The sequence below is a fragment of the Photobacterium sp. ABD4_091 genome (genome assembly GCF_056160145.1).
Map to the genome: position 1 here is coordinate 1,635,826 of NZ_JBSWWQ010000001.1, position 25,431 is coordinate 1,661,256.

Annotated in this window: 25 protein-coding genes and 1 rRNA gene; 13 read left to right on the forward strand and 13 right to left on the reverse strand. The window is 55.0% G+C overall.

Translation table 11 applies throughout. From position 1 onward, the window contains the following. Positions 1 to 90 precede the first annotated feature (90 nt). A complete protein-coding gene (locus tag ACXAGQ_RS07645; protein ID WP_475252981.1) occupies positions 91 to 1,620 on the forward strand; it encodes a YifB family Mg chelatase-like AAA ATPase in 1,530 nt (509 codons plus the stop codon). 81 nt (positions 1,621 to 1,701) lie between these two features. Here ACXAGQ_RS07645 and ACXAGQ_RS07650 read toward each other — a convergent pair whose 3' ends face one another. The 5 genes from ACXAGQ_RS07650 to ACXAGQ_RS07670 all read right to left on the reverse strand — a co-directional run bounded on the left by ACXAGQ_RS07650 (position 1,702) and on the right by ACXAGQ_RS07670 (position 5,739). Then, positions 1,702 to 2,304 (reverse strand): DsbA family protein, encoded by a 603-nt coding sequence (locus tag ACXAGQ_RS07650; protein WP_475252982.1) that lies wholly within the window; start codon positions 2,302 to 2,304, stop codon positions 1,702 to 1,704. A gap of 72 nt (positions 2,305 to 2,376) precedes the next feature. After that, positions 2,377 to 3,366, reverse strand: coding sequence for a serine/threonine protein kinase (locus tag ACXAGQ_RS07655; protein WP_475252984.1), 990 nt, complete (start codon positions 3,364 to 3,366; stop codon positions 2,377 to 2,379). Positions 3,367 to 3,476: 110 nt separating this feature from the next. Further along, entirely contained in the window at positions 3,477 to 4,901 is a 1,425-nt protein-coding gene (gene ccoG / locus ACXAGQ_RS07660) for a cytochrome c oxidase accessory protein CcoG (protein ID WP_475252986.1), read from the reverse strand. A gap of 252 nt (positions 4,902 to 5,153) precedes the next feature. After that, a complete protein-coding gene (locus ACXAGQ_RS07665) occupies positions 5,154 to 5,420 on the reverse strand; it encodes a YihD family protein (RefSeq protein ID WP_475242984.1) in 267 nt (88 codons plus the stop codon). A gap of 142 nt (positions 5,421 to 5,562) precedes the next feature. After that, positions 5,563 to 5,739 carry a hypothetical protein gene (locus ACXAGQ_RS07670; RefSeq protein WP_475252988.1) on the reverse strand — a complete coding sequence of 59 codons (177 nt, stop codon included), beginning with the start codon at positions 5,737 to 5,739 and terminating at the stop codon, positions 5,563 to 5,565. Positions 5,740 to 6,086: 347 nt separating this feature from the next. On the opposite strand from ACXAGQ_RS07670, the gene ACXAGQ_RS07675 reads away from it, so the two are divergent. From ACXAGQ_RS07675 to trhA, 3 genes are all read left to right on the forward strand, one after another. Further along, positions 6,087 to 6,764, forward strand: a complete 678-nt coding sequence (locus tag ACXAGQ_RS07675) for a FadR/GntR family transcriptional regulator (RefSeq protein ID WP_475252990.1) — start codon at positions 6,087 to 6,089, stop codon at positions 6,762 to 6,764. Positions 6,765 to 6,927: 163 nt separating this feature from the next. Further along, a complete protein-coding gene (locus tag ACXAGQ_RS07680) occupies positions 6,928 to 7,716 on the forward strand; it encodes a sporulation protein (RefSeq protein WP_475252992.1) in 789 nt (262 codons plus the stop codon). A gap of 135 nt (positions 7,717 to 7,851) precedes the next feature. Continuing rightward, positions 7,852 to 8,511 (forward strand): PAQR family membrane homeostasis protein TrhA, encoded by a 660-nt coding sequence (gene trhA / locus ACXAGQ_RS07685; protein WP_475252994.1) that lies wholly within the window; start codon positions 7,852 to 7,854, stop codon positions 8,509 to 8,511. An 83-nt stretch (positions 8,512 to 8,594) separates the two neighbouring features. On the opposite strand, the gene ACXAGQ_RS07690 is transcribed toward trhA, so the two are convergent. From ACXAGQ_RS07690 to def, 5 genes are all read right to left on the reverse strand, one after another. Continuing rightward, the gene (locus ACXAGQ_RS07690) at positions 8,595 to 10,040 is read right to left on the reverse strand and encodes a TrkH family potassium uptake protein (protein ID WP_475252996.1); all 1,446 of its coding nucleotides are present in this window, start codon (positions 10,038 to 10,040) and stop codon (positions 8,595 to 8,597) included. An 8-nt stretch (positions 10,041 to 10,048) separates the two neighbouring features. After that, positions 10,049 to 11,425: a Trk system potassium transporter TrkA gene (trkA, locus tag ACXAGQ_RS07695; RefSeq protein ID WP_475252998.1), complete on the reverse strand. Its 1,377-nt coding sequence runs from the start codon at positions 11,423 to 11,425 to the stop codon at positions 10,049 to 10,051. A 188-nt stretch (positions 11,426 to 11,613) separates the two neighbouring features. Continuing rightward, positions 11,614 to 12,894 carry a 16S rRNA (cytosine(967)-C(5))-methyltransferase RsmB gene (rsmB, locus tag ACXAGQ_RS07700; RefSeq protein ID WP_475253000.1) on the reverse strand — a complete coding sequence of 427 codons (1,281 nt, stop codon included), beginning with the start codon at positions 12,892 to 12,894 and terminating at the stop codon, positions 11,614 to 11,616. A 97-nt stretch (positions 12,895 to 12,991) separates the two neighbouring features. Further along, a complete protein-coding gene (gene fmt, locus ACXAGQ_RS07705; RefSeq protein WP_475253002.1) occupies positions 12,992 to 13,936 on the reverse strand; it encodes a methionyl-tRNA formyltransferase in 945 nt (314 codons plus the stop codon). Between the two features lie 29 nt (positions 13,937 to 13,965). Then, complete coding sequence (gene def / locus ACXAGQ_RS07710; protein ID WP_475253004.1) at positions 13,966 to 14,487, reverse strand: peptide deformylase; 522 nt, start codon at positions 14,485 to 14,487, stop codon at positions 13,966 to 13,968. A gap of 264 nt (positions 14,488 to 14,751) precedes the next feature. On the opposite strand from def, the gene ACXAGQ_RS07715 reads away from it, so the two are divergent. The 4 genes from ACXAGQ_RS07715 to ACXAGQ_RS07730 are packed head-to-tail and all read left to right on the forward strand — an operon-like array spanning position 14,752 to position 18,054. Next, complete coding sequence (locus tag ACXAGQ_RS07715; RefSeq protein ID WP_475253006.1) at positions 14,752 to 15,858, forward strand: LysM peptidoglycan-binding domain-containing protein; 1,107 nt, start codon at positions 14,752 to 14,754, stop codon at positions 15,856 to 15,858. Positions 15,859 to 15,864: 6 nt separating this feature from the next. Next, positions 15,865 to 16,962: a DNA-processing protein DprA gene (gene dprA / locus ACXAGQ_RS07720; RefSeq protein WP_475253008.1), complete on the forward strand. Its 1,098-nt coding sequence runs from the start codon at positions 15,865 to 15,867 to the stop codon at positions 16,960 to 16,962. A 2-nt stretch (positions 16,963 to 16,964) separates the two neighbouring features. Beyond that, entirely contained in the window at positions 16,965 to 17,438 is a 474-nt protein-coding gene (locus tag ACXAGQ_RS07725; protein ID WP_475253010.1) for a DUF494 family protein, read from the forward strand. 40 nt (positions 17,439 to 17,478) lie between these two features. Next, positions 17,479 to 18,054: a DNA topoisomerase family protein gene (locus ACXAGQ_RS07730; protein ID WP_475253012.1), complete on the forward strand. Its 576-nt coding sequence runs from the start codon at positions 17,479 to 17,481 to the stop codon at positions 18,052 to 18,054. 112 nt (positions 18,055 to 18,166) lie between these two features. Here ACXAGQ_RS07730 and ACXAGQ_RS07735 read toward each other — a convergent pair whose 3' ends face one another. Both ACXAGQ_RS07735 and purE read right to left on the reverse strand, forming a co-directional pair. Next, positions 18,167 to 19,282, reverse strand: coding sequence for a 5-(carboxyamino)imidazole ribonucleotide synthase (locus ACXAGQ_RS07735; protein WP_475253014.1), 1,116 nt, complete (start codon positions 19,280 to 19,282; stop codon positions 18,167 to 18,169). After that, a complete protein-coding gene (gene purE / locus ACXAGQ_RS07740) occupies positions 19,282 to 19,770 on the reverse strand; it encodes a 5-(carboxyamino)imidazole ribonucleotide mutase (protein ID WP_475253016.1) in 489 nt (162 codons plus the stop codon). The genes ACXAGQ_RS07735 and purE overlap by 1 nt, the downstream gene beginning before the upstream one ends. 199 nt (positions 19,771 to 19,969) lie before the next feature. On the opposite strand from purE, the gene tsaC reads away from it, so the two are divergent. The 4 genes from tsaC to ACXAGQ_RS07760 all read left to right on the forward strand — a co-directional run bounded on the left by tsaC (position 19,970) and on the right by ACXAGQ_RS07760 (position 22,631). Further along, positions 19,970 to 20,527 (forward strand): L-threonylcarbamoyladenylate synthase type 1 TsaC, encoded by a 558-nt coding sequence (gene tsaC, locus ACXAGQ_RS07745; RefSeq protein ID WP_475253018.1) that lies wholly within the window; start codon positions 19,970 to 19,972, stop codon positions 20,525 to 20,527. 10 nt (positions 20,528 to 20,537) lie between these two features. Further along, positions 20,538 to 21,443 carry an oxygen-dependent coproporphyrinogen oxidase gene (hemF, locus tag ACXAGQ_RS07750; RefSeq protein ID WP_475253020.1) on the forward strand — a complete coding sequence of 302 codons (906 nt, stop codon included), beginning with the start codon at positions 20,538 to 20,540 and terminating at the stop codon, positions 21,441 to 21,443. A 94-nt stretch (positions 21,444 to 21,537) separates the two neighbouring features. Continuing rightward, the gene (aroE, locus tag ACXAGQ_RS07755; protein WP_475253022.1) at positions 21,538 to 22,359 is read left to right on the forward strand and encodes a shikimate dehydrogenase; all 822 of its coding nucleotides are present in this window, start codon (positions 21,538 to 21,540) and stop codon (positions 22,357 to 22,359) included. Between the two features lie 8 nt (positions 22,360 to 22,367). After that, the gene (locus ACXAGQ_RS07760; protein WP_475253024.1) at positions 22,368 to 22,631 is read left to right on the forward strand and encodes a DUF1488 family protein; all 264 of its coding nucleotides are present in this window, start codon (positions 22,368 to 22,370) and stop codon (positions 22,629 to 22,631) included. 3 nt (positions 22,632 to 22,634) lie between these two features. Here the strand turns inward: ACXAGQ_RS07760 and ACXAGQ_RS07765 are convergent, their stop codons facing one another. Continuing rightward, on the reverse strand, positions 22,635 to 23,174 hold the full coding sequence (locus ACXAGQ_RS07765) for a gamma carbonic anhydrase family protein (protein WP_475253026.1): 540 nt from the start codon (positions 23,172 to 23,174) through the stop codon (positions 22,635 to 22,637). Positions 23,175 to 23,567: 393 nt separating this feature from the next. Here ACXAGQ_RS07765 and ACXAGQ_RS07770 point away from each other — a divergent pair. Next, positions 23,568 to 25,120 (forward strand): 16S ribosomal RNA (locus tag ACXAGQ_RS07770). Positions 25,121 to 25,431: the final 311 nt, after the last annotated feature.

Consider the following 25,431-nt stretch of genomic DNA (forward strand, 5'->3'; position numbering starts at 1 on the left):
CAATCCGGCTGCATAAATAGGCTATTGGTGAAACTTATTAGGTGAAAAGTTTTAACTTTTTTGATTGAAATAACAGCAGGATGAGTACAGATGAACCTTGCTATTATCCATAGCCGCGCCAGTGTTGGGGTGGAAGCGCCGATCGTCACTGTCGAGGTGCATATCAGCAATGGCATGCCGGCGTTCCAGCTTGTCGGCCTGCCGGAAACCAGTGTCAAGGAGGCCAAGGACAGGGTCCGAAGTGCCATCGTCAATGCCGGGTTTGAATTTCCGTCACGGCGCATCACGGTTAACTTGGCACCGGCTGACCTACCCAAGGAGGGGGGCCGGTTTGATTTACCAATTGCCCTTGGGGTTCTGGCTGCTTCAGAGCAGATACCCGCAAATAAGCTGCATAGTTATGAATTTTTAGGGGAATTGGCGTTGTCGGGGGATTTGCGCCCGGTGAAGGGGGCATTGCCTGCCGCCTTGGCGGCCGGGCAGGCAATGCGGTGTCTGGTAGTGCCCGATGGCAATGGCGACCAAGTGGCTTTGGTGGGCAGGGACAAGCATAAGTCGGCACCGAGCCTGCTGGCAGTTTGCAGTTACCTGCATGGGCAGGGCGAGCTGGCATTGGCGCAATCAGAGGACGCCGAGACGGTTGATGACAGTAAGCCTGAACGTGATATGCAGGACATCATCGGCCAGCAGCAAGGCAAGCGGGCGTTGGAAATTGCCGCGGCAGGCGGCCATAACTTATTGTTCTTGGGGCCGCCTGGCACCGGCAAGACCATGCTGGCATCGCGGCTGTGTGATTTGCTGCCGCCGATGTCTGTCGGGGAGGCGATGGAAACCGCGGCAGTGGCCTCGCTGACCCAGCAGCATATCCACGAGGGAAACTGGCGCCAGCGCCCTTTCCGTACCCCCCACCACTCCAGCTCTATGGCAGCCTTGGTCGGTGGCGGGTCGGTGCCCCGCCCCGGTGAAATCTCCCTGGCCCATAACGGTATTTTGTTCCTGGACGAGATGCCGGAGTTCGAACGTAAGGTCCTAGACTCGTTGCGCGAGCCGCTTGAATCCGGTGAGATAGTGATCTCCCGTGCTACCAGCAAGACCACTTTCCCGGCTCGCTTCCAGCTGATAGGTGCCTTGAACCCGAGCCCGACCGGCTTTTACGAAGGCAGCCAGTCGCGGACCAACCCCCAGGCAATACTGCGTTACCTCAACCGCTTGTCGGGCCCGCTGCTGGACCGCTTTGACATGTCGATTGAAATCCCGGCTCTGCCCCGCGGGACACTGGCAGACGGGGGGGATCGCGGTGAACCGAGTGAGGTAGTAAGGCAGCGGGTCTTGGTAGCCCGGCAGGCCATGGTGGAGCGCAGCGGCCGGGTAAATGCTCTGCTGGGTACACGTGAGCTGGACTCGTACTGTAAGCTCGATAGGCCAGATGCGGAATTTCTCGAAACAGCGCTGCACCAGCTTGGCCTGTCTATCCGGGCTTACCACCGGATCATCAAGGTGGCGCGGACGATTGCCGATCTGGCGGGCAGTGAGGTGATTGAGCGTAAGCACCTTGCCGAAGCGCTGGGCTACCGGGCAATGGACAGGTTGTTGCGCCAGCTGACTGCACAAGCTGTGTAACGGGGGGCTGTTGTTGGGGGAAGATAAAACAAAAAAGGCCCGCCGGGCCTTTTTGTCTTGGGTTGCATGTGCTGAGCGGGATTACTTGGTCAGCAGGTAGTTGACTAGCTCGAAGTACTCATCAACGGATTTGACCTTGCCGGCCTCAACCAGGTACTTGTTGTTGACGATAATCGCAGGTACGCCAGTCAGGCCGCTGTCCTGGAACGCTTTGTTGAAGCGGTTGACCATCGAGTTCACGGCAAAGCTGTTGAAGGCGCCGTCGAAGTCTTCTGCGCTAACCCCCTCGTCAAGGAACATCTGGCGCAGCTCGTTGTCGTTGCGCGGCGGTTTCTGCATGTCATGCACGCGGGCAAACAGCACCGGTGTCATCTTGTCTTCGACACCCAATACCACCGAGGTCGCGTAGGCTTTGCTCATGGACTTGCCCATGTTGCCGCCCATGAATGACACGTGGTTTTTCTGCAGCTTGGCGTTGTCCGGCAGGTTCTTCTTCAGCTGCTGGATGATTGGCTCGAAGCTGTTGCAGTGCGGGCAGTAGAACGAGAAGTACTCGATCACTACCGGGCTGCTGGATTTAGGCAGCTCAAGCACCTTGTAGTACTCCCCCTCGGTAAACTTCGCCGCCTGTACCGACAGCGATAGCAGCGCAACGCTGGCAAAAGCTAGGATTTTCTTAAACATGGATCAATTTACTCCCTTAAAGCAAAGGTCTGAAATAACGAGGTTATTTCCCTGTTGTTGTGATTAGTATTATTACCATTGCGGCATCAGTTGCAATGGCGGCTCCTGCAGGGCTGCCAGCTGCTCCTTGAATGCCAACACTTGGCCTTCCCAGTATTTGGCATCGGCAAACCAAGGAAATGCCTGCGGGAAAGCAGGATCTTCCCAACGACGGGCCAGCCAAGCCATGTAATGTACCATCCTAAGACCGCGCAAAGGCTCGATCAGTTGCAACTGTTTTTGATCGAAATCGGCAAACTCGCTGTAAGCTTCCAAAATGGTGTCGAGCTGGGCCAGCTGGTCGTGGCGCTCACCGTTGAGCAACATCCACAGGTCTTGGACTGCCGGGCCGTTGCGGGCATCGTCCAAGTCGACGAACAACGGGCCATCACGCCATAGGATATTACCCGGGTGGCAGTCGCCATGCAGGCGGATAGACTGCCAGTCGCAGTGCCATTGCTGCTCGAGTTCGCGGATCAGGGTATCGAGGTCGGCAAAAAAAGCATGCTTGAGGTGATCGGGGATCATCGCTGACTGCTCTAGCACCTGACGGGGCTGGTAGAGGTATTCTTCCAGGCCGATAGTCGGGCGGTGCGCAAAGGCGGTGCGCTGGCCTACCTGGTGGATCCGGCCTAGGAAGCGGCCAACCCATTCCAGCTGGTCAAAATTATCGACCTCGAACTGGCGCCCTCCCACACTCGGGAACAAGGCCAGGCGGTGGTTTTGGAACGGGTGCAGGGTGCGGCCTGCAATTTCGATTGGGGCGGCAACGGGGATTTCCTGCTCGGCCAATTCCAGCGTGAACTGGTGCTCTTCGCCTATCTGTTCGTCGCTCCAGCGCTGGGGGCGGTAGAATTTGGTGACATAGCGGGCACCGTCCTCGGCGACAAACTGGTAAACCCGGTTCTCATAGCTGTTGAGCGGTAGCAGGCCGGATTCAGCCCGGATGCCGATGCTATCGAGGGCATCCAGCAGTAGGTCTGGGTTGAGATCGGCAAAGTTGAAGCCGTGTTGTTGTGTCATCGTGACTTTCCACTAGGTACAGAATGTACGCAATTATAACATCATAATAAGAAAGGGCCTTTCATGGCCCTCTCTTTACATTATTTTTCACTGGCTTGGGTGGCGGTGGACTAGCGAAGCTCACCGATAAACCGACTTTCGGTCTGGACTTGATGGCCGTCACCCTCCCGCGTCAGGGTAAAGGTGATATCGGCAATATTCCCCTGCAGCAGGTACGGGTCGACCCCGAGGCTGACTGGCAGGGTAAAGATCTCCCCGGCCTCGACATTGATTTGCTGCGGGCCGTACCATTCGATCTCCTCGATACCGCTGACGGCCAGGGAGTAGCGGGTATCTTGCTGGGTTTTGTTGAGCACTTTGAGGGTATAGGTATTTTCCACCAGGCCCTCGTTATTTACCCGGAACAGCTGGCTGCGGTCGCGGATCACATCCAGCCCCATCGGCTGCACCGAAGCGAGCAGGTAGAAAAACAGGCCAACCATCGCCACCATCACGCCGCCATAGCCAATCAGCTTAGGCCGCATGATATGGGTGCGGTGGCCTTCCAGTTTGTGCTCGGTGGTATAGCTGATCAGGCGCTTGTCATAGCCCATGCGTGTCATGGTCTCGTCACAGGCGTCGACACAGGCGCCGCAGTTGATGCATTCGTACTGCAGGCCGTCACGGATATCGATGCCGGTCGGGCACACCTGCACGCACAGGTTGCAGTCGATGCAGTCACCGAGGCCTAGGGCTTTGGGATCTTTCTTGCGCGGCCTTGGGCCTCGGGCTTCGCCGCGGGCCACATCATAGCCGACGATATAGGTGTCTTTGTCGAACATTGCCGACTGGAAGCGGGCATAAGGGCACATGTGGATACAGACGATCGAGCGCATCCAGCCAGCATTGGCGTAGGTGCAGCCGGTAAAGAACAACACCCAGAAGCCGGCCCAGAAACTGGCACCGAAGGTAAAGAAGTCGACCACCAGGGATTTGATCGGCAGGAAGTACCCAACAAAAGTCAGGCCGGTGGCAAGTGCGACGGCAAGCCAGGCTATGTGCTTGAGGGCTTTGCGGCCAATGAGCTTGGCACTGGGCTTGAGGCTGTCCTGCTTGCGGCGTTTGTTCGCTGGCCCCTCGAGTTTCTCTTCGAACCAGATATAAATGAAGGTCCAGACGGTCTGCGGGCAGAAGTAGCCGCACCATACCCGGCCGAGGAAGGTGGTGACGAAAAACAAGGCAAAGGCCGCGATCATAAACAGGGTCGCCAGCAAGGTGAGATCCTGCGGCCAGAGGGTGGTGCCGAAAAAGTTGAACTGCTGCTGGCCGATATCGAGCAGGATCGCCTGGCGGTCGCCGTAGGGGATCCATGGCAGGCCCATAAACAGCAGCATCAGCAGCCATCCCATTCGGCGCCTTAGTTGCTGGTATACTCCTTTGGCTGCCCGGACATAAATCCGGTTGCCGGGGTTGAACCGATCCGCTTGCCCCTTGTGGGCCTTGGGGTTGGTACCTGGCGGGGTGACATCCTTGATTTTGATTTTCTCTTGGGTCATGACATTACTTTCCTTGGATGCTGCTTCACAGGCAGCGCGCAGCCAGTACATCGCCGGCCGGTGCGTTGTAATCTAATTGGTAAAAAAATGTTACCGGCAGAGTATATCCCAGCCACGAGGCGGAGTACGCTAGCAAGGTCATAATTTAGGCAACAGATGCCCGAGAGTGTGAGGTGACAGGTATTAAGTGGCTGACGGGAATGAAAAAGGTGGAAGGGGTATTATGCCGGGCCTAACAGCCCAGCATCTTGATTACTTGATGATTCCGCGGGCGCGCAGGATAGCGGTCTTGAAATCGTCCTCGCAGTCTTTGGCGATACCAGGGATCATCTCCTGCTTCTCGCTGTTGCGCATCTTCAGGTGGTAAATCAGGACATCGTCGGTCAGGTCTTCCAGCTTGCCTTCGAACTTGGCTTCTTCTGCCAGTTTCAGCAAGAACTGAACCAGGTTCATATCTGGCTCCTTGAGCCATTCTGGGTGAATAAGCTCGATCATTTCATTGACGCGATGGGTCTTCATAACAACTCCACTTGGTAAAGGCAGGTTAAATTTATAGTCATATTTTTATTGTGGGTAACGTTATAACAAAGCGGGCACGGATACAAATAGGTAGGGGGAAATAAAAGGGCAGCCCGGAGGCTGCCCTGAACACTTGCTGGTGCTACGCGGCTTTTTCGCTGCGGTTGGTAACGTCAGCCGGTTGCGGGGCTGGGGTTACAGGCAGGGATTGAACTGCGGCTTTGGTTGTTTTGCTTTTTAGCGTTGGGGCGTGCGAGGTACTGCGCAGGCGCGATGGGCTGCGAGGTGTGCTGTACCTGACGAACGAGGCTGGGCGCATGATTTACCTATTGGTCAGGCGCTTCCGTGGCCAGAGTGAATACAATATTTCCGCATCTGCATTGTTGGCTGGGCCGTTCCTCTGCGGGAATAAAATAGTGTTTAATTTCCGCGGCGAGAATAGCAACAACCTATGATTAAGTCGAGTAATATTTGACCATGCGTGTGGTGTTTACCTCTCGTTTTTTAAGTGTGCTTGCAAGCGAAATGCTACCCGCCTCTTCATCTGTGAAGATAAGCCGTTTATCTGGTGCCGCTTTGTGGTCTAATGCAGCCTTGCTGGCAATAAGCGCCTGGCCTGCCAGACAAGCAAGGCAGGGCAATAACAACAGCCTCTGGAGGGAGTAAATGGATCACGATCAGCAGCGACGGGTTACCAGCCGCAACCTGTCGTATAAACTGGCAGAATCAATCGGCCAACAGATCTTGCGCGGCGAAACGGCACCGGGCGATATCTTGCCGGGTGAAGTCGAACTGGGCGAGATGTATGGAGTGAGCCGGACGGCGATCCGTGAAGCGATCAAGATGCTGGCGGCGAAGGGGATGGTTCTGCCCCGTCCGCGAATCGGCACCCGGGTACTGCCGAAGCGGAACTGGAATTACCTCGACCAGGATTTACTGGCCTGGCTCAACTTCGAACAGCATGAGGGGCTGGTCACCGAGTTCCAGCGGGTAAGGATATCGCTTGAGCCCGAAGCTGCTGCCCTGACCGCCATCAATGCCAATGATTCTGATCGCGAAGAGCTGTGCCGCTTGATGGCAGAAATGCATGCGCTTGGCGAGCATTTTGATAAAGAGCGCTGGGTGGAGGTCGATACCCGCTACCACCAGCTGATCTACTTTGCCTCGGGCAACCACTTCATCAGCCCGTTCGGTAACTTGTTCAAAGCCGTCTTCGAAAGCTATTTTAGGGTGATCACCCGGGAGAAGCTGCTCAAGCTGGAGCTGCACCAGAAGGTGGTCGACGGTATCATGGCCCGTGACCCGGAGGCGGCCAGGCAGGCCACTATCGAATTGTTGCGCTAAACCGAGAAAAACGAAGCTAAGGCTTCGTTTTTTTGTTTGTGCACCAGATCGCCTAGTCTCCCCTTGCAGCGACACAGTGTTCACTGCAATATAACTATCATTTCATATTGAATATGCGCATTTGGCCATGTGGCCGTGCATATGCAGCAAAGGAGATGCTCTGATGTCATTATTCCGCAAAAGCTTGGCCAGCCTTGGTATTGGCTCGGCCCGAGTTGACACCGTATTGCCACAGGGGGTATTGATTCCGGGCGATCCCCTGGCAGTCGATGTACAGATCCATGGCGGCAAGGTGGAGCAGCAAATTGACAATATCTACCTGTTCCTGTGCTGCCGCTACGAAGACGAAATGGAAACCAGCCGTGGGGACAGCCAGCACCGCAAGGAAAAAGTCACCCAAACCTGCCGCTTGGCTGAGTGGTCACTGCCCTACTCGTTTGTGATCGGTGCCAATGAAGAGCGCCACTTTGAGGTGAGCCTGGACCTGCCCTTCAATACCCCGATCACCATCGGTGATTCCCACGTTTGGCTCGAAACCCACCTTGATATGCCGCAGGCCTTTGATGCCAAGGACAAAGACTTGCTGACCGTCAGGCCTGATCCCCTGCTGGACGGTGTATTTTCGGCATTGGAGCTGGCTGGATTGCGGCTGCGCCAGGTGGAATGCGAGGCCGCCAAGGGGTTTGCACTGCCATTTGTCCAGGAATTCGAATTTGTGCCTGTGTCCGGGCCCTACCATGGCCGCTGGCGTGAACTGGAGGTAGTTGCCTACCGCGATGAGTCGGGTTTGCAGATGTGGTTCGAGATTGACCGTCGCCAGCGTGGGTTCAGTGGCATGCTATCGGGCCTGCTGGGCCGCGGCGAGCTCAAGCGCTTTTGTGAGATCCCTGCCAGCCTGCACCCGCAGCAAGCCGGTGAGCGGGTGCTGGCGTTTTTAGATCAAGCAACCTAACCCGGCTAGGGTTGGGCTCCTGGCCGTGAAATAAACGCGGCAAGTAAAAATCACCCATTTCAGCTTACACCTGTAAGCTAAATGTGCCATACTGCTATTGCTTCGAGTATTAACTCTATATTGGGGATGGCAGCAATGGCAAAGCAGTTGGCGACCGGGTCGGGATATTCGGTAACGGAAGAAGTGGCAAACAGCATCAGCCACGGGCTCGGTATGGTATTTGGTATCATAGGCTTGGTACTGCTGCTGGTACAGGCGGTCAATGCCGGTGCCGATGCCCTGAGTATTACCAGCCTGAGCATCTATGGCGCCAGTATGATCCTGCTCTACCTGGCATCGACCCTTTACCATGCCATCCCGTACGAGCGGGCCAAGCGGGCGCTGAAGACCTTTGACCATTGTGCGATATACCTGTTGATTGCTGGCACCTACACCCCATTTTTGCTGATCAGCTTGCGTACCCCGCTGGCCATCACCTTGATGGCTGTGATCTGGGCTATTGCCCTGACCGGCATTGTACTGAAGATTGCCTTTGTCTACCGCTTCAAGCGCTTGTCACTGGCGACCTATCTGGCTATGGGGTGGTTGTCTCTGATTGCGGTGTACCCTCTGGCGATGGCCTTGGCGACCGGTGGCCTGGTACTTCTGGCTGCGGGCGGGATAGTTTACTCTATCGGGGTGGTGTTCTACGTCAACAAGCGGATCCCTTATAACCACGCCATTTGGCACCTGTTCGTGCTGGGCGGTACCGTGTTGCATTTCCTGGCGATCTATTTCTACGTCAAGCCGGTATGATGCCGCTATAAGTCCTCGTTCGCCCCAATAAAAAAGAGAGCCGGTTGGCTCTCTTTTGGTTTCTGCCTTAGCGCTATGGCGGGCTAGTTGCGCCAAAACGCTGGGAAGAACACCACCAGCACCGTGAGGATTTCCAGCCTTCCCATCAGCATACCGAAGCTCAGGGTCCATTTGGCCAGGTCAGGCAAGGTGGCAAAGTTGCCTGTTGGACCAATCACCTCGCCCATGCCTGGGCCGACGTTGGCCACGGCGGTGACGGCACCGGTAATGCTGGTGACGGCATCCAGCCCCTGCATGCCTAGCACGGCGGCCACTACCACGATGGTCAGGACAAAGGTCAGGGCAAAGGCAACGACCGAGCGGACGATACCGTCGGTGACCGGGCGGCCGTTATAGCGCTGGATGAATACACCTGACGGGTGGATCAGCTGCATCATCTGCTTGCGCAGTAGGGCGAAAGCGACCTGGAAACGGAAGATCTTGATCCCCCCGGCGGTTGAGCCCGAGCAGCCACCAACCAGCATGATGAAGGCAAAGATGATCGTCGGGAAAGGCCCCCAGGCAGTGAAGTCATCGAGTCCGAAGCCAGTGGTGGTCACCACCGAGATAATGTTGAACAGCGAGACCCTAAAGGCGTCGATAAAGCGGTAGTCCAGCTGCCAGGTCAACCACAGCGCGACAGCGAGCCCGGCGGTGAACACCAGTATGGTGAAGCCCCTCACCTGGGCATCGCTCAGCAGGGTGCGTGCCTCGCGCTTGCGCAGGGCCTGGACGAACAGCAGGAACGGCAGGCCGCCGGCAAACATGAACACAATCGCCACCCAGTGGGCACTGTTGGAGAAGTGGTTCATCGAGCCGTCCGAGGTCGAGTAGCCCCCGGTCGATAGCGTGGTAAAGGCATGGTTGATGGCATCGAAGGTGTTCATGCCCGTCAGCAGGTAGCCGAGGAAACACAGCCCGGTCAGGCTGAGGTAGACATTGACGATGTTCTTGGCCACGCTCTTGGTCCGTGGTGAGCTTTTATCCGACCAGTCGGAGGATTCAGTCTGGAACAGCCGCATACCGCCGACATTGAGCATCGGCAAGATAGCTACCCCCATCACGATAAAGCCGATCCCGCCCAGCCACTGCAGGGTGGAACGCCACAGCAAGATACTCGGTGCCATGTCATCCAGGCCACTGAGTACCGTCGAGCCGGTGGTGGTGATCCCCGACATGGTCTCGAAGTAGGCATCGGTGAAGCTGATATGGTTGATAAAGACAAACGGCAGGGCCGCAAAGGCACTGGCGATGGTCCACACCAAGGTGGTGATCATAAACATATCACGCACCCCGAGCTTGAACTCGCTGGTGCGGCCGAATGTCAGACACAGGAAGGCCACAACATGGGTGATGATGACGGCAGTGGCGAAGTCAATAAAGCCCTCGGTCCCGGTGGCGAATGCCACCAGGGTCGGGACGTACATGAACAGGGCGATCTTGGATAAGACCAGCCCTATCACGAACAGAATGGGACGAAAGTTAACCATGGTGGCTGCTACAGGAAGAACGGGCTAGGTTGGAACAGGCGTTCGACGTCTGGGATGTATTTCTTATCCACCAGGAACATTACCACGTGGTCGTTTTGCTCGATCACGGTACGGTCATGGGCGATAAGCACTTCTTCGCCGCGGACAACCGCGCCGATCGTGGTGCCCGGCGGCAGCTTGATGTCACCCACCGCCTTGCCGACCACCTTGGAAGTACTCGAGTCACCGTGGGCAATCGCCTCGATGGCTTCGGCAGCGCCGCGGCGCAGTGAAGATACGTTGACGATATCGGCCTTGCGCACGTGGGTCAGCAGCGCCGAAATAGTGGCTTGCTGGGGCGAAATTGCAATATCAATGGTACCGCCCTGGACCAGGTCGACGTAGGCGCCGCGCTGGATCAGTACCATGACTTTCTTGGCGCCCATGCGTTTGGCCAGCATGGCAGACATGATATTGGCTTCGTCATCGTTGGTCACGGCAATGAACACGTCGATTTGCTCGATGTGCTCTTCGCTCAGCAGCTCTTGGTCAGAGGCGTCACCGCAGAATACGATGGTGTTTTCCAGCATCTCTGACAGGTTCTCGGCACGCTCGGGATTGCGTTCGATCAGCTTGACACTGTAGTTTTGCTCCAAGCGGCGGGCGAGGCCAGCACCAATGTTGCCGCCACCGACAATCATCAGTCGCTTATACGGTTTCTCGAGGCGCTGTAGCTCACTCATCACCGAGCGGATATGGTTGCTTGCTGCCACGAAGAAAACTTCGTCATCGGCTTCGATAATGGTGGTGCCGCGCGGCCGGATCGGCCGGCCCTGGCGGAATATCGCCGCTACCCGGGTGTCGACATGGGGCATATGCTCGCGCAGTGCGGACAGGGCGTTACCGACTAGCGGGCCACCATAATAAGCTTTGACGGCAACCAAACCGACTTTGTCTTCGGCAAAGCCAACGACCTGCAAGGCTCCCGGGTATTCGATCAGGCGTTCGATATAACCGGTCACTAGCTCTTCCGGGGCGATCAGGTGATCGACCGGCACCGCGTCAGACTGGAACAGCTGCTCTTTTTCCTTGAGGTATTCCGGCGAGCGGATACGTGCTACCCGGTTCGGGGTGTTGAACAGGGTAAAGGCGATCTGGCAGGCGATCATATTGGTTTCATCGGAGTTGGTGACCGATACCAGCATGTCGGCATCCTGGGCCCCGGCTTCGCGCAGGGTGCGGGGATGGCTGGCAAAGCCCTGCACGACACGCAGATCATACTTATCTTGCAGCTCGCGCAGGCGCTCTGGGTCCTTATCGACGATAGTAATATCGTTGTTCTCGCCAACTAGGTTTTCGGCAAGGGTACCGCCGACCTGTCCGGCTCCGAGAATGATAATTTTCATAGCATATGCCTGATTAATAGAATCGTTGTAGGTTACTACGCTTCGGGATAAGGGTCATGCAGAACTCTGCTCATTTAGAATAACTTAGTTTTCAGCGATAGAAAGCGAACCGGCTGAAATCCCCATTTAAACCCCAGAAGCGTGAACAAAAAAACGGAACTTGATAATCAAGTTCCGTTGTTGGTTTGTTAGCTCGCTTTGCGCATCACGGCATAGTAGAAGCCGTCCATATCCTGTTCGCCAGGTAATATCTGGCGGCCGGGTTGCTCGCGGTCACTGCCGATTAGCTCGGCACCTGCCGTGCGTGCCAGGAACGCTTTCACCTGCTCGCTGTTTTCCTGCGGGGTGATTGAGCATGTCGCATAGACCAAGGTGCCGCCCGGCTTGAGCTGCTGCCACATCGCATCGACGATTTCAGACTGCAACTGGGCCAGGGCTTCGATGTCATCGGCGCGGCGCAGCCACTTGATGTCCGGGTGGCGGCGGATCACACCGGTGGCCGAACACGGCGCATCCAGCAAAATGCGGTCGAACTGCTCGCCCTGCCACCATTGATCCGGGTAGCGCGCATCGGCACACAGCACCTGGGCTGTCAGGTTTAGGCGCTGCAGGTTGTCATGCACGCGCTTGAGGCGGTTGTCGTCACAGTCGATTGCAACCACTTCGGTATCCGGCTGGCGCTCCATGATATGGGCAGTTTTACCACCCGGTGCAGCACAGCAATCGAGGATCAGCTCGCCGGCCTGTGGCTGGAGGTATTCCACTGACAGCTGGGCAGCAGCATCTTGCACAGACACCCAGCCATCGGCAAAGCCCGGCAGCTTGCTGACATCGCATGGCGCATGGAGCTTGAGGGCATCCGGGGCTTCTGGGTGGATGTCTGTTCCAATACCTGCCTCATCCAGCAGGGCACGGTAGGCATCGCGGGTGTGGTGCCGGCGGTTGACCCGCAGCCACATCGGCGCCTTGGTATTGTTGGCGGTGGTGATGCTATCTAGTTGCTCCGGGTAGCTGGCTTTTAGCAGCTTGAGCAACCAGCCTGGGTGGCCGTAACGACCGGCATCATGGCTGGTCGCTTGCTGGTCGAGGCTTTCCTGCTGGCGCTGGTAATTACGCAAAATGGCATTGATCAGGCCACGCAGCTGCGGCTTTTTCAGGTTCTTGGTGGCATTGACCGTCTCGGCCACTGCGGCATGGGCCGGGATACGCATGTAACCCAGCTGGTACAGTCCAACCAGAATAAGGTGGTGGAAGACACGCTGTTTGCCTTTGAGCGGCTTGTCCATCAGTTGCTGGGTAATCGACTCAAGGCGTGGCAGCCAGCGCAGGACACCGTAGCAGATCTCCTGGAGCAGCGCATGGTCACGCTCTTTGATATCTTGTTGGGCAGCCGGCAGCGCGGTAGAAAGAGACTGGCCCTGATCAACCACTTGATAGATAACCTTGGCTGCTGCAGCTCTTACGTTCATGCAGATTTCCTGGTGTGTTGACCTACTGCCAGTACTTTATTGCCGTGGCAGCAGGTTGAAAAAAGTAAGGCCAGTGCAAGCACTGGCCCTTGGGAGGTTACAGTACCGTGCCGGGTTCGAACCACTCGCGGCGCGAGTTCAGCAAATCTTGTGCCTTCATCGCTTTTTTGCCTGGCGGCTGGAGCTCGGTCAGGCGAAGAGCCCCTTGGCCGGTAGCGACCAGGATCCCCTGCTTGTCGGCAGCCAGCACCGTTCCCGGTGCTTTGCCTTGGTTATCGGCTTCAACACTGGCCTGCCAGACTTTGACGTTCTGCTCGGCGACCACGAAATAGCTCATCGGCCACGGGTTGAAGGCGCGGATGCAGCGCTCGATGTGCTCAGCATCGTCAGCCCAGTTAATACAGGCTTCTTCTTTGCTCAGCTTCTTGGCGTAGTTGGCTTGTGCATCGTCCTGCTTTTCCGGTACCGCTTTGCCTTCGGCAATATCAGCCAGGCAGTCGACCAAAGCCACAGGGCCCAGCTCGGCCAGTTTTTCGTACATCGATGCGCTGGTATCGCTAGGCTCAATCGGCAAGGTGGCAATCTTCAGCATATCACCGGTATCTAGGCCGATATCCATTTGCATGATAGTCACGCCTGTTTCGGCATCACCCGCCCAGATTGAGCGTTGGATCGGTGCGGCACCACGCCAGCGTGGCAGGATAGAGCCGTGGACATTGATACAGCCTAGCTTCGGGGTGTCCAGTACCGCTTGCGGCAGCAGCAGGCCGTAAGCGACAACAACCATGATGTCGGCATCCAGGTCAACGAGTTGCAGCTTGGCTTCGTCCGACTTGAAGTTTTCTGGTTGGTAAACCGGGATATCGTGCTCGAGCGCGATGTTCTTTACCGGGCTGGCTGTCAGCTTTTTGCCGCGGCCTGCTGGGCGGTCCGGCTGGGTGTAAACCGCAATGACTTCATGCTCCGAAGACAACAACGCCGCCAGATGACGGGCGGCGAAATCCGGAGTACCTGCAAAAACAATTTTCAAAGGTTTGCTCAAGGTAGCGTCCTTAAAATTAGGTTGGCGAATTAGGCGTTGTTCGCGTGTTTTTCGTTGAAGCGCTTGATTTTGGCCAGCTTGTCCTGGATACGCTTGCGTTTCAGTGGCGACAGGTAGTCGACAAACAGCTTGCCTTCTAGGTGGTCAAGCTCGTGCTGGACGCAGATAGCCAGAAGGTCGTCAGCTTCAAACGTGAATTCTTCGCCGTCACGGTTCAGTGCCTTGACGGTCACTTCCGCGGCACGAGATACAAGGGCACGGGCACCCGGTACCGACAGGCAGCCTTCTTCGATGCCGTCTTCACCGCGCTTTTCGATAATTTCTGGGTTGATCAGTACCATTGGCTCATTGCGCTCTTCCGACAGGTCGATCACCACGATGCGCTGGTGGAAGTCCACCTGGGTTGCTGCCAGGCCAATGCCCTCTTCGTCGTACATGGTCTCCAGCATGTCATCGACAAACTTCTGGATCTCTGGGGTCACGGCTTCAACAGGCTTGGCAACGGTGCGCAGGCGCTCGTCAGGGAATGTTAATACTTGCAATACAGACATAGACACTCTTTTTGAAAGACAGTACTGATAACTGGGATCATTGAATTGTTCTAATTCTAGTCATTTTAGAGGGCAAATAATAGTACCCCGTTGCATGGCGTATGGTGGCTTGCCGTGCGCCATTGCTGAATAAATTGCAGCAATGGCGCTCAAAAAAGTGAAGCCTGCCGAAAACTCCGGGTGAACTGGCACGGCGCGCTGGACACTGTGCTAGGTCAGTGACAGCCTGACAATTTAAGCCGATTAAGCTGTAGTGGGGGGACAATGAAGCAGTGGAAGAAGGTGCTGGGGTGGGGATTGTGGCTGGTTGCCGCCAGCCCTTTGGTGGCAGTGCATGCCAAAGCCTCCACGCTCAGTGTGAAAGAAGGCGCGCCTGCCGTGTATACCGTCAAGAAAGGGGATACCCTCTGGGATATCTCTGCGTATTACCTTGCCAGCCCATGGCGTTGGCCAGAGCTATGGCAGAACAACCGCAGCACGGTGGCAAACCCCCACTGGATTTACCCCGGTGACCAGCTTTATTTGCACTTTGTCGATGGCCAGCCTCGGCTGTCGCGCAAACCGCTTCGCCACCTGTCGCCGAAGGTCAAAGTGACGCCAAAGCCGGTGACGACCCTGCCAGCCGAATTACTGATGCCCTATTTGTCTGAAGACAAGCTGTTGGCTGAACGGGAGCTGGATAACTTGCCCCATGTGATTGGTGACAGCCTGGCACAGGGGTATATCGCCAGGGGAGAGACCGTTTGGGTCGACACGCCGCTGGAAGTCGGTGACCGATGGGGGATCTACCGGCCGGCTCCGGCACTGGAGCGGAAGCTGGCGTCAGGGGAAAAGGTTAGTATCGCCAGTTTGAAAGAGGTTGGCCGGGGTGAAGTCGTCAGTGCTAGCAGCAAGTCCAGTGCAGTAGTGCTGACTGATGCCTACCGGGAGATCAAGCCCAATGATGTGCTGCTGCCTGCCCCGCTGCCCAAACCCGAAGGAGGGATGAGCTTTTCCCCTTCCCCTTCCCCGGATACCGCCGAAGGGCTGGTGGTTGCTAACATGGGGGGAATGGCTTATGTCGCCACCCACGATGTGGTTGTCCTAAACCAAGGCCACCTGGACGGCCTCAAGGCGGGGCATGTACTCAATATCATCCGCAAAGGAGCTGGCTATGCCGGTGGCCGGGGGCACTATGAGTACAGTGACCCCGATAGCCCGCTGCTATTGCATTCCGCTTTCCCTTCCTCGCCGGACGGTCGCTTGCAAGATATCCTTATTGGTGAAGTTATCGTGATCCGCCCTTATGAGTATTTCAGCCTGGCGGTGGTGACCCGTTCGACCGAACCTTTCAGGGTTGGCTCTCAGGTTGTATCGCCCCTGAAGGGCTAAATCCGCATGATGTCACCGCTTAGCGACTGGCTCGCCCTAGCATCTGCGCCACAGCTCGGCGGCTACCGTATTAGCCGCCTGCTGGAGCGTACCACGCCTGCTGAATTGTCTATGATGCCTGGCAAGGAGCGGGCGGCGCTTGGCTTGAGCGAGCGCCAATGCCAGCACTTGGCATCTCCGCCCCAGCAGCGTATCGAGCGCTGCCTCGAGTGGCACCAGCAGCCCAACCAGCAGATCATCCCTTTTGACTCCCCGCGCTACCCGGCCATGCTCAAAGAGATCCCCTCGCCCCCGCCATTGCTGTTTGTCCGTGGTGAGCCTCGGTGGCTGCATGAGCCGCAACTAGCAGTGGTTGGCAGCCGGGCAGCGAGTATTGACGGCCTGGAGGCGGCTTACGAATTTGCCGCCGCCATGGTAACAGCAGATTATGTGGTGACCAGCGGCCTAGCCCTGGGTATTGATGGCCGGGCCCATTATGGCGCGTTGAAAAACGGCGGGGCGACGGTGGCGGTATTGGGCTCCGGCTTAGACAAGGTCTACCCCGCCAAGCACCGCGATTTGGCGGCTTCGGTTGCTGAGCAAGGCGCGCTGGTTTCTGAGTTTTGGCCGGATGAAGTGCCCAGGCCGCAAAACTTTCCCCGCCGTAACCGGGTGATCAGCGGCCTGTCGGTCGGCGTATTAGTGGTTGAGGCCGAAGAAAAGAGCGGGTCATTAATTACAGCCCGCTATGCCCTTGAGCAAGGGAGGGACGTTTTTGCCATTCCGGGCTCGATCCACAGCCCGATGAGCAGAGGCTGCCATGCACTGATAAAAAACGGTGCTAAATTAGTAGAAACTCCGGTCGATATCTTTGAGGACGTTGGGGTACTGACAGAGTGTGCAAAAAGTAGCCGGTTGGTGCATTCTTCCCCTCATCCTGAAAATGAAAAATTGCCATTTCCAGCGCTGTTGGCTAACGTAGGCAATGAGGCAACACCCGTAGATGTAGTTGCTGAACGCAGTGGATTACCCGTTCATGAAGTCATGATGCAGTTACTCGAGTTGGAGCTGCAAGGCGTGGTCGCTGCCGTACCAGGTGGCTATGTCAGAACGAGGAGGGGCTAGTTATGATGGATATCCTAATGTACCTGTTTGAAACCTATATCCACAGCGATGCGGAGCTCATGGTTGATCAGGATGAACTTTCCGAAGAGTTGCTTCGTGCTGGTTTCCACCAGGAAGATATTTACAAGGCGCTGGAATGGCTTGAAAAGCTAGCGGCTTTGCAAGAAACCGAAGAAACACCCTACATGAACACCAGTTCTGTGACAGCCATGCGCATTTATACTGCGCAGGAAATGTCGCGGATGGATACCTCGTGCCGTGGTTTTTTGACCTACCTAGAACAAATCCATGTGCTCGGCGCTGACACCCGTGAAATGGTGATCGACCGGGTAATGGCGCTGGAAACCTCGGATTTTAATCTCGATGATCTCAAATGGATTATCCTGATGGTATTGTTCAATGCCCCGGGCAACGAAAGTGCCTACAGCCAGATGGAAGAGCTGCTGTATGGTATGGAAGATGGCTACATACACTAAAACGGTGTGGGTGGGTTGTTGTTGAAGATGATTGAGTAGTATGTCCGGAAAAATAAACAACCAGTTATTCAGTGCCCATGAGCATGCCCTCGAGCATGACAACCTGTGCCCTAAGTGCGGTTCGCCGCTGGCGATGCGCAACAGCAAGCGCGGCCCTTTCCTCGGCTGCACCCACTACCCTGAGTGCGACTACATCAAGCCCTTGGCGCAAAACGATGGCCACATCGTCAAGCACCTGGGGCAGCCTTGTCCCGATTGTGGCGAAGAGCTGGTGCTTCGCCAGGGGCGCTATGGTATGTTTATTGGCTGTAGCGGCTACCCGCAATGCCACCACATTGAATCACCTGAGAAAAAAGCCGAATCCACCCATGTCCCCTGCCCCCAGTGCCAGAAAGGCAACTTGGTTGAGCGAAAATCGCGATACGGCAAGGCATTCTATGCCTGTGACCAATACCCATCGTGCCGTTTTGCCGTCAATGCCAAGCCGGTACAGGGATCTTGCCAGGAATGTGGCTTTGGTTTGCTGATTGAGAAGAAGCTGGCTAGCGGTATCAAGCTCCAGTGCGCCGATCGCCGTTGCCATGCTTATCAGGAAGAAGCCCAGAACGAATCCTGAGCCATAGACGGTGGCAGTAAAAAGCAAAGCCAGCATGATGATGCTGGCTTTTTTGTATGGCCTCTGCTTTGTTTAGCCTCTGTGTCTTTTGCCCGGTGCTTTGGGCGGTCGACTAGCGCTTGAACGCTGGGAATGCTATTGGGTCAAGGTGGCCAGCAATTGTTGCCAGTGAGCTATCAAGCTGTTTTTGGGTCTCAGCGCAGACATTGATGTGCCCCATCTTGCGGCCTGGGCGTTTTTCTTTGCCGTACCAGTGGATATGGCACTGCGGATGGCTGAGCAAATCGGTTGGCAGGCGGTCTTCACCAAGGATGTTGATCATCGCTGTCGGGCGTAGCAAAGCGGTACTACCCAGCGGCATACCAGCGACGGCACGCAGGTGGTTTTCGAACTGGCAGGTTTCGGCACCCTGCTGGGTCCAGTGGCCTGAGTTGTGTACCCGTGGTGCAATTTCATTGACCAGCAGCTTGCCGCCGACATCAAAGAACTCAATCGCCAAGACACCGACATAGTCCATCGATTCGGCTAGCGATCGGAACATGGCTTCGGCTTGATTCTGCAGTGCTTCATTGCCAGTCAGTGCAACCGATAGGCTCAGCACCCCGTCAGTGTGGGTGTTTTCTGCCAGCGGGTAGACTGCGATATCGCCATCCTTGCCACGGGCACCAACCAACGAAACCTCGCGGTCAAACGGCACGAACTCTTCAGCCACAATGGCCTGGTTTTCGGTCTGCGCCATGAACTCTGCCATTTCTGGCCAGATCTTGTCAGCATCTTCACGTTGCTTCAGGCGCCACTGGCCCTTGCCATCATAACCGCCTAGGGCACTTTTCAGTACCATCGGCAGGCTAACGGTGTCTATTGCAGCATCTAAGTCTTCACGGCTGTTGATCAGGTGGTATTTGGCATTGGCCACCCCAGCACTGTCGAGCAATGCTTTTTCCAGGCGGCGATCACCGCCGGCCTTGATCGCGTCGGTGGTCGGCAGGAACTTCCCGCTCTGCTCGCAGATATCGAGAATTTCATGGGGAATATGCTCGAATTCTGCGGTGATCACGTCGGAATAGGTAATAGCGGTATTGAGCCCTTTCAGCATGACCTGCTGGGTCAGTGGGTGAACCACATTGCCTGTACCAACATCATAAGCAAAAACTTCAATGTTCAGTGGTGCGCCGGCCAGCGACATCATCCGGGCAAGCTGCCCGGCACCGAGTACCAGTACTTTCATTACGCTTCCTCGGCCGGGTTCGGGTTGGCCAGAACGGTATCAGTTTGCTCTTTGCGGAAAGCATCGATAGCGGCCATGACAGTGCTGTCTTGGGTACCGATGATCTGTGCGGCGAGCAGGCCTGCATTGGCTGCACCTGCATCACCAATTGCCAGAGTACCCACAGCAACACCTTTTGGCATCTGGACGATAGAAAGTAGCGAGTCCATGCCTTTTAGGGCGCGGGACTGAACCGGTACCCCAAGGACTGGCAGGCTAGTGAAGGCCGCGGTCATACCTGGTAGGTGAGCAGCGCCACCGGCACCGGCAATGATTACCTTGATACCACGCTCTTGTGCTTGCTCTGCATACTCAGCCAATAGATGCGGAGTACGGTGGGCAGACACAACCTTGGTTTCATAAGCAATGTTGAAGCGGTCCAGCATTTCAGCAGCATGCTGCATGGTTGGCCAATCTGACTTTGAGCCCATGATGATCCCAACTTTCATCCCGATCTCCTTTGGGGTAACTAAACTGTGAGGTATTAATGCATGTGCCGCGCATTATACGAGTATTTTTTGCGAAGGAAAACGTTTGCGTCGGGTAAATTGCAACAATGATTAACGAGCATGGAGTTGTTAGTAAGGAGTCGGTAAGATAGGTAAACAGAAGGTTAAAACTGACGTCAGTAAATTCAAAGAGGTACCTGTGGAGAACCTGAACCAAGTGGTTGCAGCCCTGCAGCAGCAGGACGTTATTGCCTACCCTACCGAAGCCGTGTTTGGCGTGGGGTGTGATCCGGACAGTGAAACCGCTGTTAATAAACTCTTGGCGCTCAAGCAGCGTCCGGTCGAAAAAGGATTGATCCTGATTGCTGCCAACTATGAGCAGCTGGCTCCTTACATTGACGACAGCACTCTGGATGAAGAGCAGAAAGCCCGTATTTTTGCCTCTTGGCCTGGCCCTGTGACCTGGGTGATGCCAACCAAGCCTGGTGTACCACGTTTCTTGACCGGGCAGTTCGATACTATCGCGGTTCGGGTGACTGACCATCCTTTGGTCCAACAGCTCTGCCTTGCTTTTGGTAAACCGCTAACATCGACCAGTGCCAACCTCACCGGCCAAGAGCCAGGCCGCAGTGTCGCTGAAGTGGAGGCACAGCTGGGTTCCCAGCTATCGGCGATTTTGCAGGGTGAGACCGGAGGGCGGGATAACCCTTCAGAAATCCGAGATGCCATTACCGGTAATATTTTCCGCCAAGGATAGGATACAAAGCATGCAGCAAGTGAATAAAGAAGCCGTCAAAGCCTTTTTGTTGGATCTGCAAGACAGGATCTGCAACGCCGTTGCCGGGCAGGATGGCCAAGCCAACTTCGAACAGGATGAATGGCAGCGTGAACAAGGTGGTGGTGGTCGCAGCCGCGTGCTCCGTGAAGGGCGCATCTTCGAGCAAGCTGGCGTTAACTTTTCTCATGTGTTTGGCACGAAAATGCCGGCATCGGCGACTGCACACCGCCCGGAGCTTGCCGGACGCAGCTTTGAAGCCATGGGCGTCTCGCTGGTGATCCACCCGCGCAACCCGTATGTCCCGACCTCTCACGCCAATGTCCGTTTCTTCATTGCCGAGAAAGAAGGGGAAGACCCGGTATGGTGGTTTGGTGGCGGTTTCGATTTGACGCCGTTCTATCCGTTCGAAGCGGATTGCCAGCATTGGCACGATACGGCCAAGGCGCTTTGCCAGCCGTTTGGCGAGTCAGTTTATGACGAGCACAAGGCGTGGTGTGACAAGTATTTCTTCCTGCCTCACCGTAACGAGACTCGAGGTGTTGGCGGCTTGTTCTTTGATGACCTCAATGAATGGGGTTTCGAAAAATGCTTTGCCTACATGCAGGCTGTGGGTAATGGTTACCTGGATGCCTACTTGCCGATTGTCGAGAAGCGCTACCCTACCCCTTATGGCGAGCGTGAGCGCCAGTTCCAGCTTTACCGCCGTGGCCGCTATGTTGAGTTTAACCTGGTATATGACCGTGGCACCTTGTTTGGCCTACAAAGCGGTGGCCGCACCGAATCTATCCTGATGTCGATGCCTCCCCTTGCCCGTTGGGAATACAGTTACTCCCCTGAGCCAGGTTCGCAGGAAGCCGAGCTCTATGACAATTACCTCAAGCCGCGTAGCTGGTAAGTGCCTAAAGGATTTGAGTCATTGAATCGGCAATGATAGGGTCAGTAGCAATACTGGCCCTTTTTATTGGTTTGATAACACGGAACCCCGGCATATGGATAAGTATGTTGTTTTTGGCAACCCGATTGCCCAGAGTAAATCCCCTTTTATTCACACGCTCTTTGCCCGCCAGACTGGACAGGACATGCGCTATGACGCCCAACTTGCTCCAGTGGATGGCTTCAAAGAAGCTGCGGAGGCGTTTTTTGCTGCTGGTGGCCGCGGTTGTAATGTCACTATGCCATTTAAAGAAGACGCATTTGCTTACGCCAGCCAGTTGACCGAGCGGGCCAGGCTTGCTGGTGCCGTCAATACCCTGAAGAAACTCGATGACGGTGTGATCCTTGGTGATAACACTGACGGGGAAGGCTTGGTGCAGGACTTGCTGCAACACAGTACCTTGCTTGAAGGCCAGAGGGTATTGCTAATCGGTGCGGGGGGCGCTGCCCGCGGCGTGGTACTGCCGCTCTTAGCCCAAGGCGTTAGCTCTTTGACGATTGCAAACCGGACGGTGGAAAAAGCAGAGGCGTTAGTTGAGCTGTTTTCCTCACATGGACAGGTCAAAGCGACGGCCTTGTCCCAGCTCGATGGTAAAGAATATGATGTGATCATCAATTCGACCTCTGCCAGTTTGAGTGGTGAGCTACCGGGTATCCCGCCAAGTTTGATCCGTCCCGAAGTGACCTGCTATGACATGGTATACGGGGCTGAGCCGACTACCTTCAATGTCTGGGCCAAAGAACATGGTGCCAGGGTTGTATTGGATGGCTTGGGTATGCTGGTTGGCCAGGCTGCAGAGAGTTTTATGTTGTGGCGGGGGCTTCGCCCTGGGGCCAAACAGGTTCAGCGCGAGCTTCGTCGCACCCTACAGAAATAAAGAAGACAATGAATCAAGATATCCTATTTGCAGATCTTCAGACCTGGGACCGTGATCGCCAGGCGGTTAATTTCCCTGCCCAGCAAGGCGGTGCGTTGATCCATTGCTGGGTCAGCTTGGCATGGCTGGAGAAAAAGTGCGGCCAGGCACTGGTTGGTGAGGCTGCTGTACTCAGTGCTTTTACCCAGTACCGTTTTGATTTGGAAGATATCGCCGAAACCATGATTGAGGATGAAGAATTCAATCATGCTGGCGATATCGAAATTAACTAAGCCCTATTCTTCTGCTAGGTATTCGTTTTTCAGCCTGACATAGTTATCGGCGGAACCTGGTAAAAAAGCGCGCTCTTTATCGGATAACGGGCGTGCCTGTTTCACTGGGCTACCTACATACAGAAAGCCACTTTCAAGGACCTTGCCTGGAGGGACTAAACTACCGGCACCGATAATTACGTCATCTTCAACACTCGCCCCGTCTAAGACGATCGCCCCCATCCCCACCAATACTCGGTTTCCGATTTGGCAACCATGCAGCATCGCTTTGTGGCCAATGGTTACATCATCCCCGATAAGTAGTGGGTAGCCTTGCGGGTTGTCACTGCTGGTTCGGGTAACGTGGAGGACGGTTCCATCCTGGACATTGCTTCTCGCACCAACCTTTATATAGTTAACATCGCCGCGGGCAGCAACCAAAGGCCAAATACTGGCATCTTCCCCTAGGGTAATATCACCGATCAGTACAGCAGATGGATCAATATAGGCGCTGGAAGCCATTGTAGGATATGTGCCTTTATAAGGGCGGATAGATGAAACCATAACGTTGAGCCTTAAAAAATTAAGTTAATAGCGTTAGATTAGCCTCTGTGTAGTGCAAATAATATCGGAAAAGCCCGCTTTTGTTTGAATAGTGCACAGTCGAGTCTAAAAGATGAATTTTTTTTGAAATTAGCCTTGCTAACGTGATCGAACTCTCTATAATGCCATCTCACCGACACGGAGCACGGCAACTTAAGCCGGCAACGTAGCGGATTGTTCTTTAACAATTTGACCATGCAATCTGTGTGGGCACTCGTGAAATGATAGTCAACAAAAGAATTATCAATGAAACTGAGTGACCAATACAAATACTAAGTTTACTTATTATTTGGCACAGTCAATTCAATCATTACTTCGGTAATGGTTTAACAGTATTTCATTGAGCCAAAACTTTAATTGAAGAGTTTGATCATGGCTCAGATTGAACGCTGGCGGCAGGCCTAACACATGCAAGTCGAGCGGCAGCGACATCAACAATCCTTCGGGTGCGTTGATGGGCGGCGAGCGGCGGACGGGTGAGTAATGCCTGGGAATATGCCCTGATGTGGGGGATAACCATTGGAAACGATGGCTAATACCGCATAATCTCTTCGGAGCAAAGAGGGGGACCTTCGGGCCTCTCGCGTCAGGATTAGCCCAGGTGAGATTAGCTAGTTGGTGAGGTAAGAGCTCACCAAGGCGACGATCTCTAGCTGGTCTGAGAGGATGATCAGCCACACTGGAACTGAGACACGGTCCAGACTCCTACGGGAGGCAGCAGTGGGGAATATTGCACAATGGGGGAAACCCTGATGCAGCCATGCCGCGTGTGTGAAGAAGGCCTTCGGGTTGTAAAGCACTTTCAGTCGTGAGGAAGGCGTATGCGTTAATAGCGTATGTGTTTGACGTTAGCGACAGAAGAAGCACCGGCTAACTCCGTGCCAGCAGCCGCGGTAATACGGAGGGTGCGAGCGTTAATCGGAATTACTGGGCGTAAAGCGCATGCAGGCGGCTTGTTAAGCCAGATGTGAAAGCCCGGGGCTCAACCTCGGAATAGCATTTGGAACTGGCAGGCTAGAGTCTTGTAGAGGGGGGTAGAATTTCAGGTGTAGCGGTGAAATGCGTAGAGATCTGAAGGAATACCGGTGGCGAAGGCGGCCCCCTGGACAAAGACTGACGCTCAGATGCGAAAGCGTGGGGAGCAAACAGGATTAGATACCCTGGTAGTCCACGCCGTAAACGATGTCTACTTGGAGGTTGGTGTCTTGAACACTGGCTTTCGGAGCTAACGCGTTAAGTAGACCGCCTGGGGAGTACGGTCGCAAGATTAAAACTCAAATGAATTGACGGGGGCCCGCACAAGCGGTGGAGCATGTGGTTTAATTCGATGCAACGCGAAGAACCTTACCTACTCTTGACATCCAGAGAACTTTCCAGAGATGGATTGGTGCCTTCGGGAACTCTGAGACAGGTGCTGCATGGCTGTCGTCAGCTCGTGTTGTGAAATGTTGGGTTAAGTCCCGCAACGAGCGCAACCCCTATCCTTGTTTGCCAGCACGTAATGGTGGGAACTCCAGGGAGACTGCCGGTGATAAACCGGAGGAAGGTGGGGACGACGTCAAGTCATCATGGCCCTTACGAGTAGGGCTACACACGTGCTACAATGGCGTATACAGAGGGCGGCCAACTTGCGAGAGTGAGCGAATCCCAGAAAGTACGTCGTAGTCCGGATTGGAGTCTGCAACTCGACTCCATGAAGTCGGAATCGCTAGTAATCGTGGATCAGAATGCCACGGTGAATACGTTCCCGGGCCTTGTACACACCGCCCGTCACACCATGGGAGTGGGCTGCACCAGAAGTAGATAGCTTAACCTTCGGGGGGGCGTTTACCACGGTGTGGTTCATGACTGGGGTGAAGTCGTAACAAGGTAGCCCTAGGGGAACCTGGGGCTGGATCACCTCCTTAACGATATGACTGCGTTTTATGCAGTGTCCACACAGATTGCTTGGTGAAATGGTTTTAGAAATAGCAAAAGTGCTAATGAATAACGTCAGTTATTGATTAACGCTTTTGCGTTATGCTCTTTAACAATCTGGAAAGCTGACTAGTAAATTGAATTCTTTGAATTCAATAACTAATAGTTTTATCTCTCTTTATTAAGAGAAATAAAACGAGTTCTCAAGCAACACACATTCAAGTGTCTTGTGTAAGAGTCCGGCGAAACACAGTTCATCATACTCAGATGGACAACCTTGGTTGTTGAGCCATACAGACAG

Excerpts from the sequence above, each read along its gene's own strand:
- ACXAGQ_RS07655 (WP_475252984.1), bottom strand. The coding sequence starts at position 3,366 with ATGACACAACAACACGGCTTCAACTTTGCCGATCTCAACCCAGACCTA.
- ACXAGQ_RS07665 (WP_475242984.1), bottom strand. The coding sequence starts at position 5,420 with ATGAAGACCCATCGCGTCAATGAAATGATCGAGCTTATTCACCCAGAA.
- ccoG (WP_475252986.1), bottom strand. The coding sequence starts at position 4,901 with ATGACCCAAGAGAAAATCAAAATCAAGGATGTCACCCCGCCAGGTACC.
- purE (WP_475253016.1), bottom strand. The coding sequence starts at position 19,770 with ATGAAAGTTGGGATCATCATGGGCTCAAAGTCAGATTGGCCAACCATG.
- ACXAGQ_RS07645 (WP_475252981.1), top strand. The coding sequence starts at position 91 with ATGAACCTTGCTATTATCCATAGCCGCGCCAGTGTTGGGGTGGAAGCG.
- ACXAGQ_RS07680 (WP_475252992.1), top strand. The coding sequence starts at position 6,928 with ATGTCATTATTCCGCAAAAGCTTGGCCAGCCTTGGTATTGGCTCGGCC.
- trhA (WP_475252994.1), top strand. The coding sequence starts at position 7,852 with ATGGCAAAGCAGTTGGCGACCGGGTCGGGATATTCGGTAACGGAAGAA.
- hemF (WP_475253020.1), top strand. The coding sequence starts at position 20,538 with ATGCAGCAAGTGAATAAAGAAGCCGTCAAAGCCTTTTTGTTGGATCTG.
- ACXAGQ_RS07675 (WP_475252990.1), top strand. The coding sequence starts at position 6,087 with ATGGATCACGATCAGCAGCGACGGGTTACCAGCCGCAACCTGTCGTAT.
- ACXAGQ_RS07715 (WP_475253006.1), top strand. The coding sequence starts at position 14,752 with ATGAAGCAGTGGAAGAAGGTGCTGGGGTGGGGATTGTGGCTGGTTGCC.
- def (WP_475253004.1), bottom strand. The coding sequence starts at position 14,487 with ATGTCTGTATTGCAAGTATTAACATTCCCTGACGAGCGCCTGCGCACC.
- ACXAGQ_RS07730 (WP_475253012.1), top strand. The coding sequence starts at position 17,479 with ATGTCCGGAAAAATAAACAACCAGTTATTCAGTGCCCATGAGCATGCC.
- ACXAGQ_RS07690 (WP_475252996.1), bottom strand. The coding sequence starts at position 10,040 with ATGGTTAACTTTCGTCCCATTCTGTTCGTGATAGGGCTGGTCTTATCC.
- rsmB (WP_475253000.1), bottom strand. The coding sequence starts at position 12,894 with ATGAACGTAAGAGCTGCAGCAGCCAAGGTTATCTATCAAGTGGTTGAT.
- dprA (WP_475253008.1), top strand. The coding sequence starts at position 15,865 with ATGATGTCACCGCTTAGCGACTGGCTCGCCCTAGCATCTGCGCCACAG.
- aroE (WP_475253022.1), top strand. The coding sequence starts at position 21,538 with ATGGATAAGTATGTTGTTTTTGGCAACCCGATTGCCCAGAGTAAATCC.
- ACXAGQ_RS07650 (WP_475252982.1), bottom strand. The coding sequence starts at position 2,304 with ATGTTTAAGAAAATCCTAGCTTTTGCCAGCGTTGCGCTGCTATCGCTG.
- ACXAGQ_RS07765 (WP_475253026.1), bottom strand. The coding sequence starts at position 23,174 with ATGGTTTCATCTATCCGCCCTTATAAAGGCACATATCCTACAATGGCT.
- ACXAGQ_RS07670 (WP_475252988.1), bottom strand. The coding sequence starts at position 5,739 with ATGCGCCCAGCCTCGTTCGTCAGGTACAGCACACCTCGCAGCCCATCG.
- ACXAGQ_RS07760 (WP_475253024.1), top strand. The coding sequence starts at position 22,368 with ATGAATCAAGATATCCTATTTGCAGATCTTCAGACCTGGGACCGTGAT.
- ACXAGQ_RS07735 (WP_475253014.1), bottom strand. The coding sequence starts at position 19,282 with ATGAAAGTACTGGTACTCGGTGCCGGGCAGCTTGCCCGGATGATGTCG.
- trkA (WP_475252998.1), bottom strand. The coding sequence starts at position 11,425 with ATGAAAATTATCATTCTCGGAGCCGGACAGGTCGGCGGTACCCTTGCC.
- ACXAGQ_RS07725 (WP_475253010.1), top strand. The coding sequence starts at position 16,965 with ATGATGGATATCCTAATGTACCTGTTTGAAACCTATATCCACAGCGAT.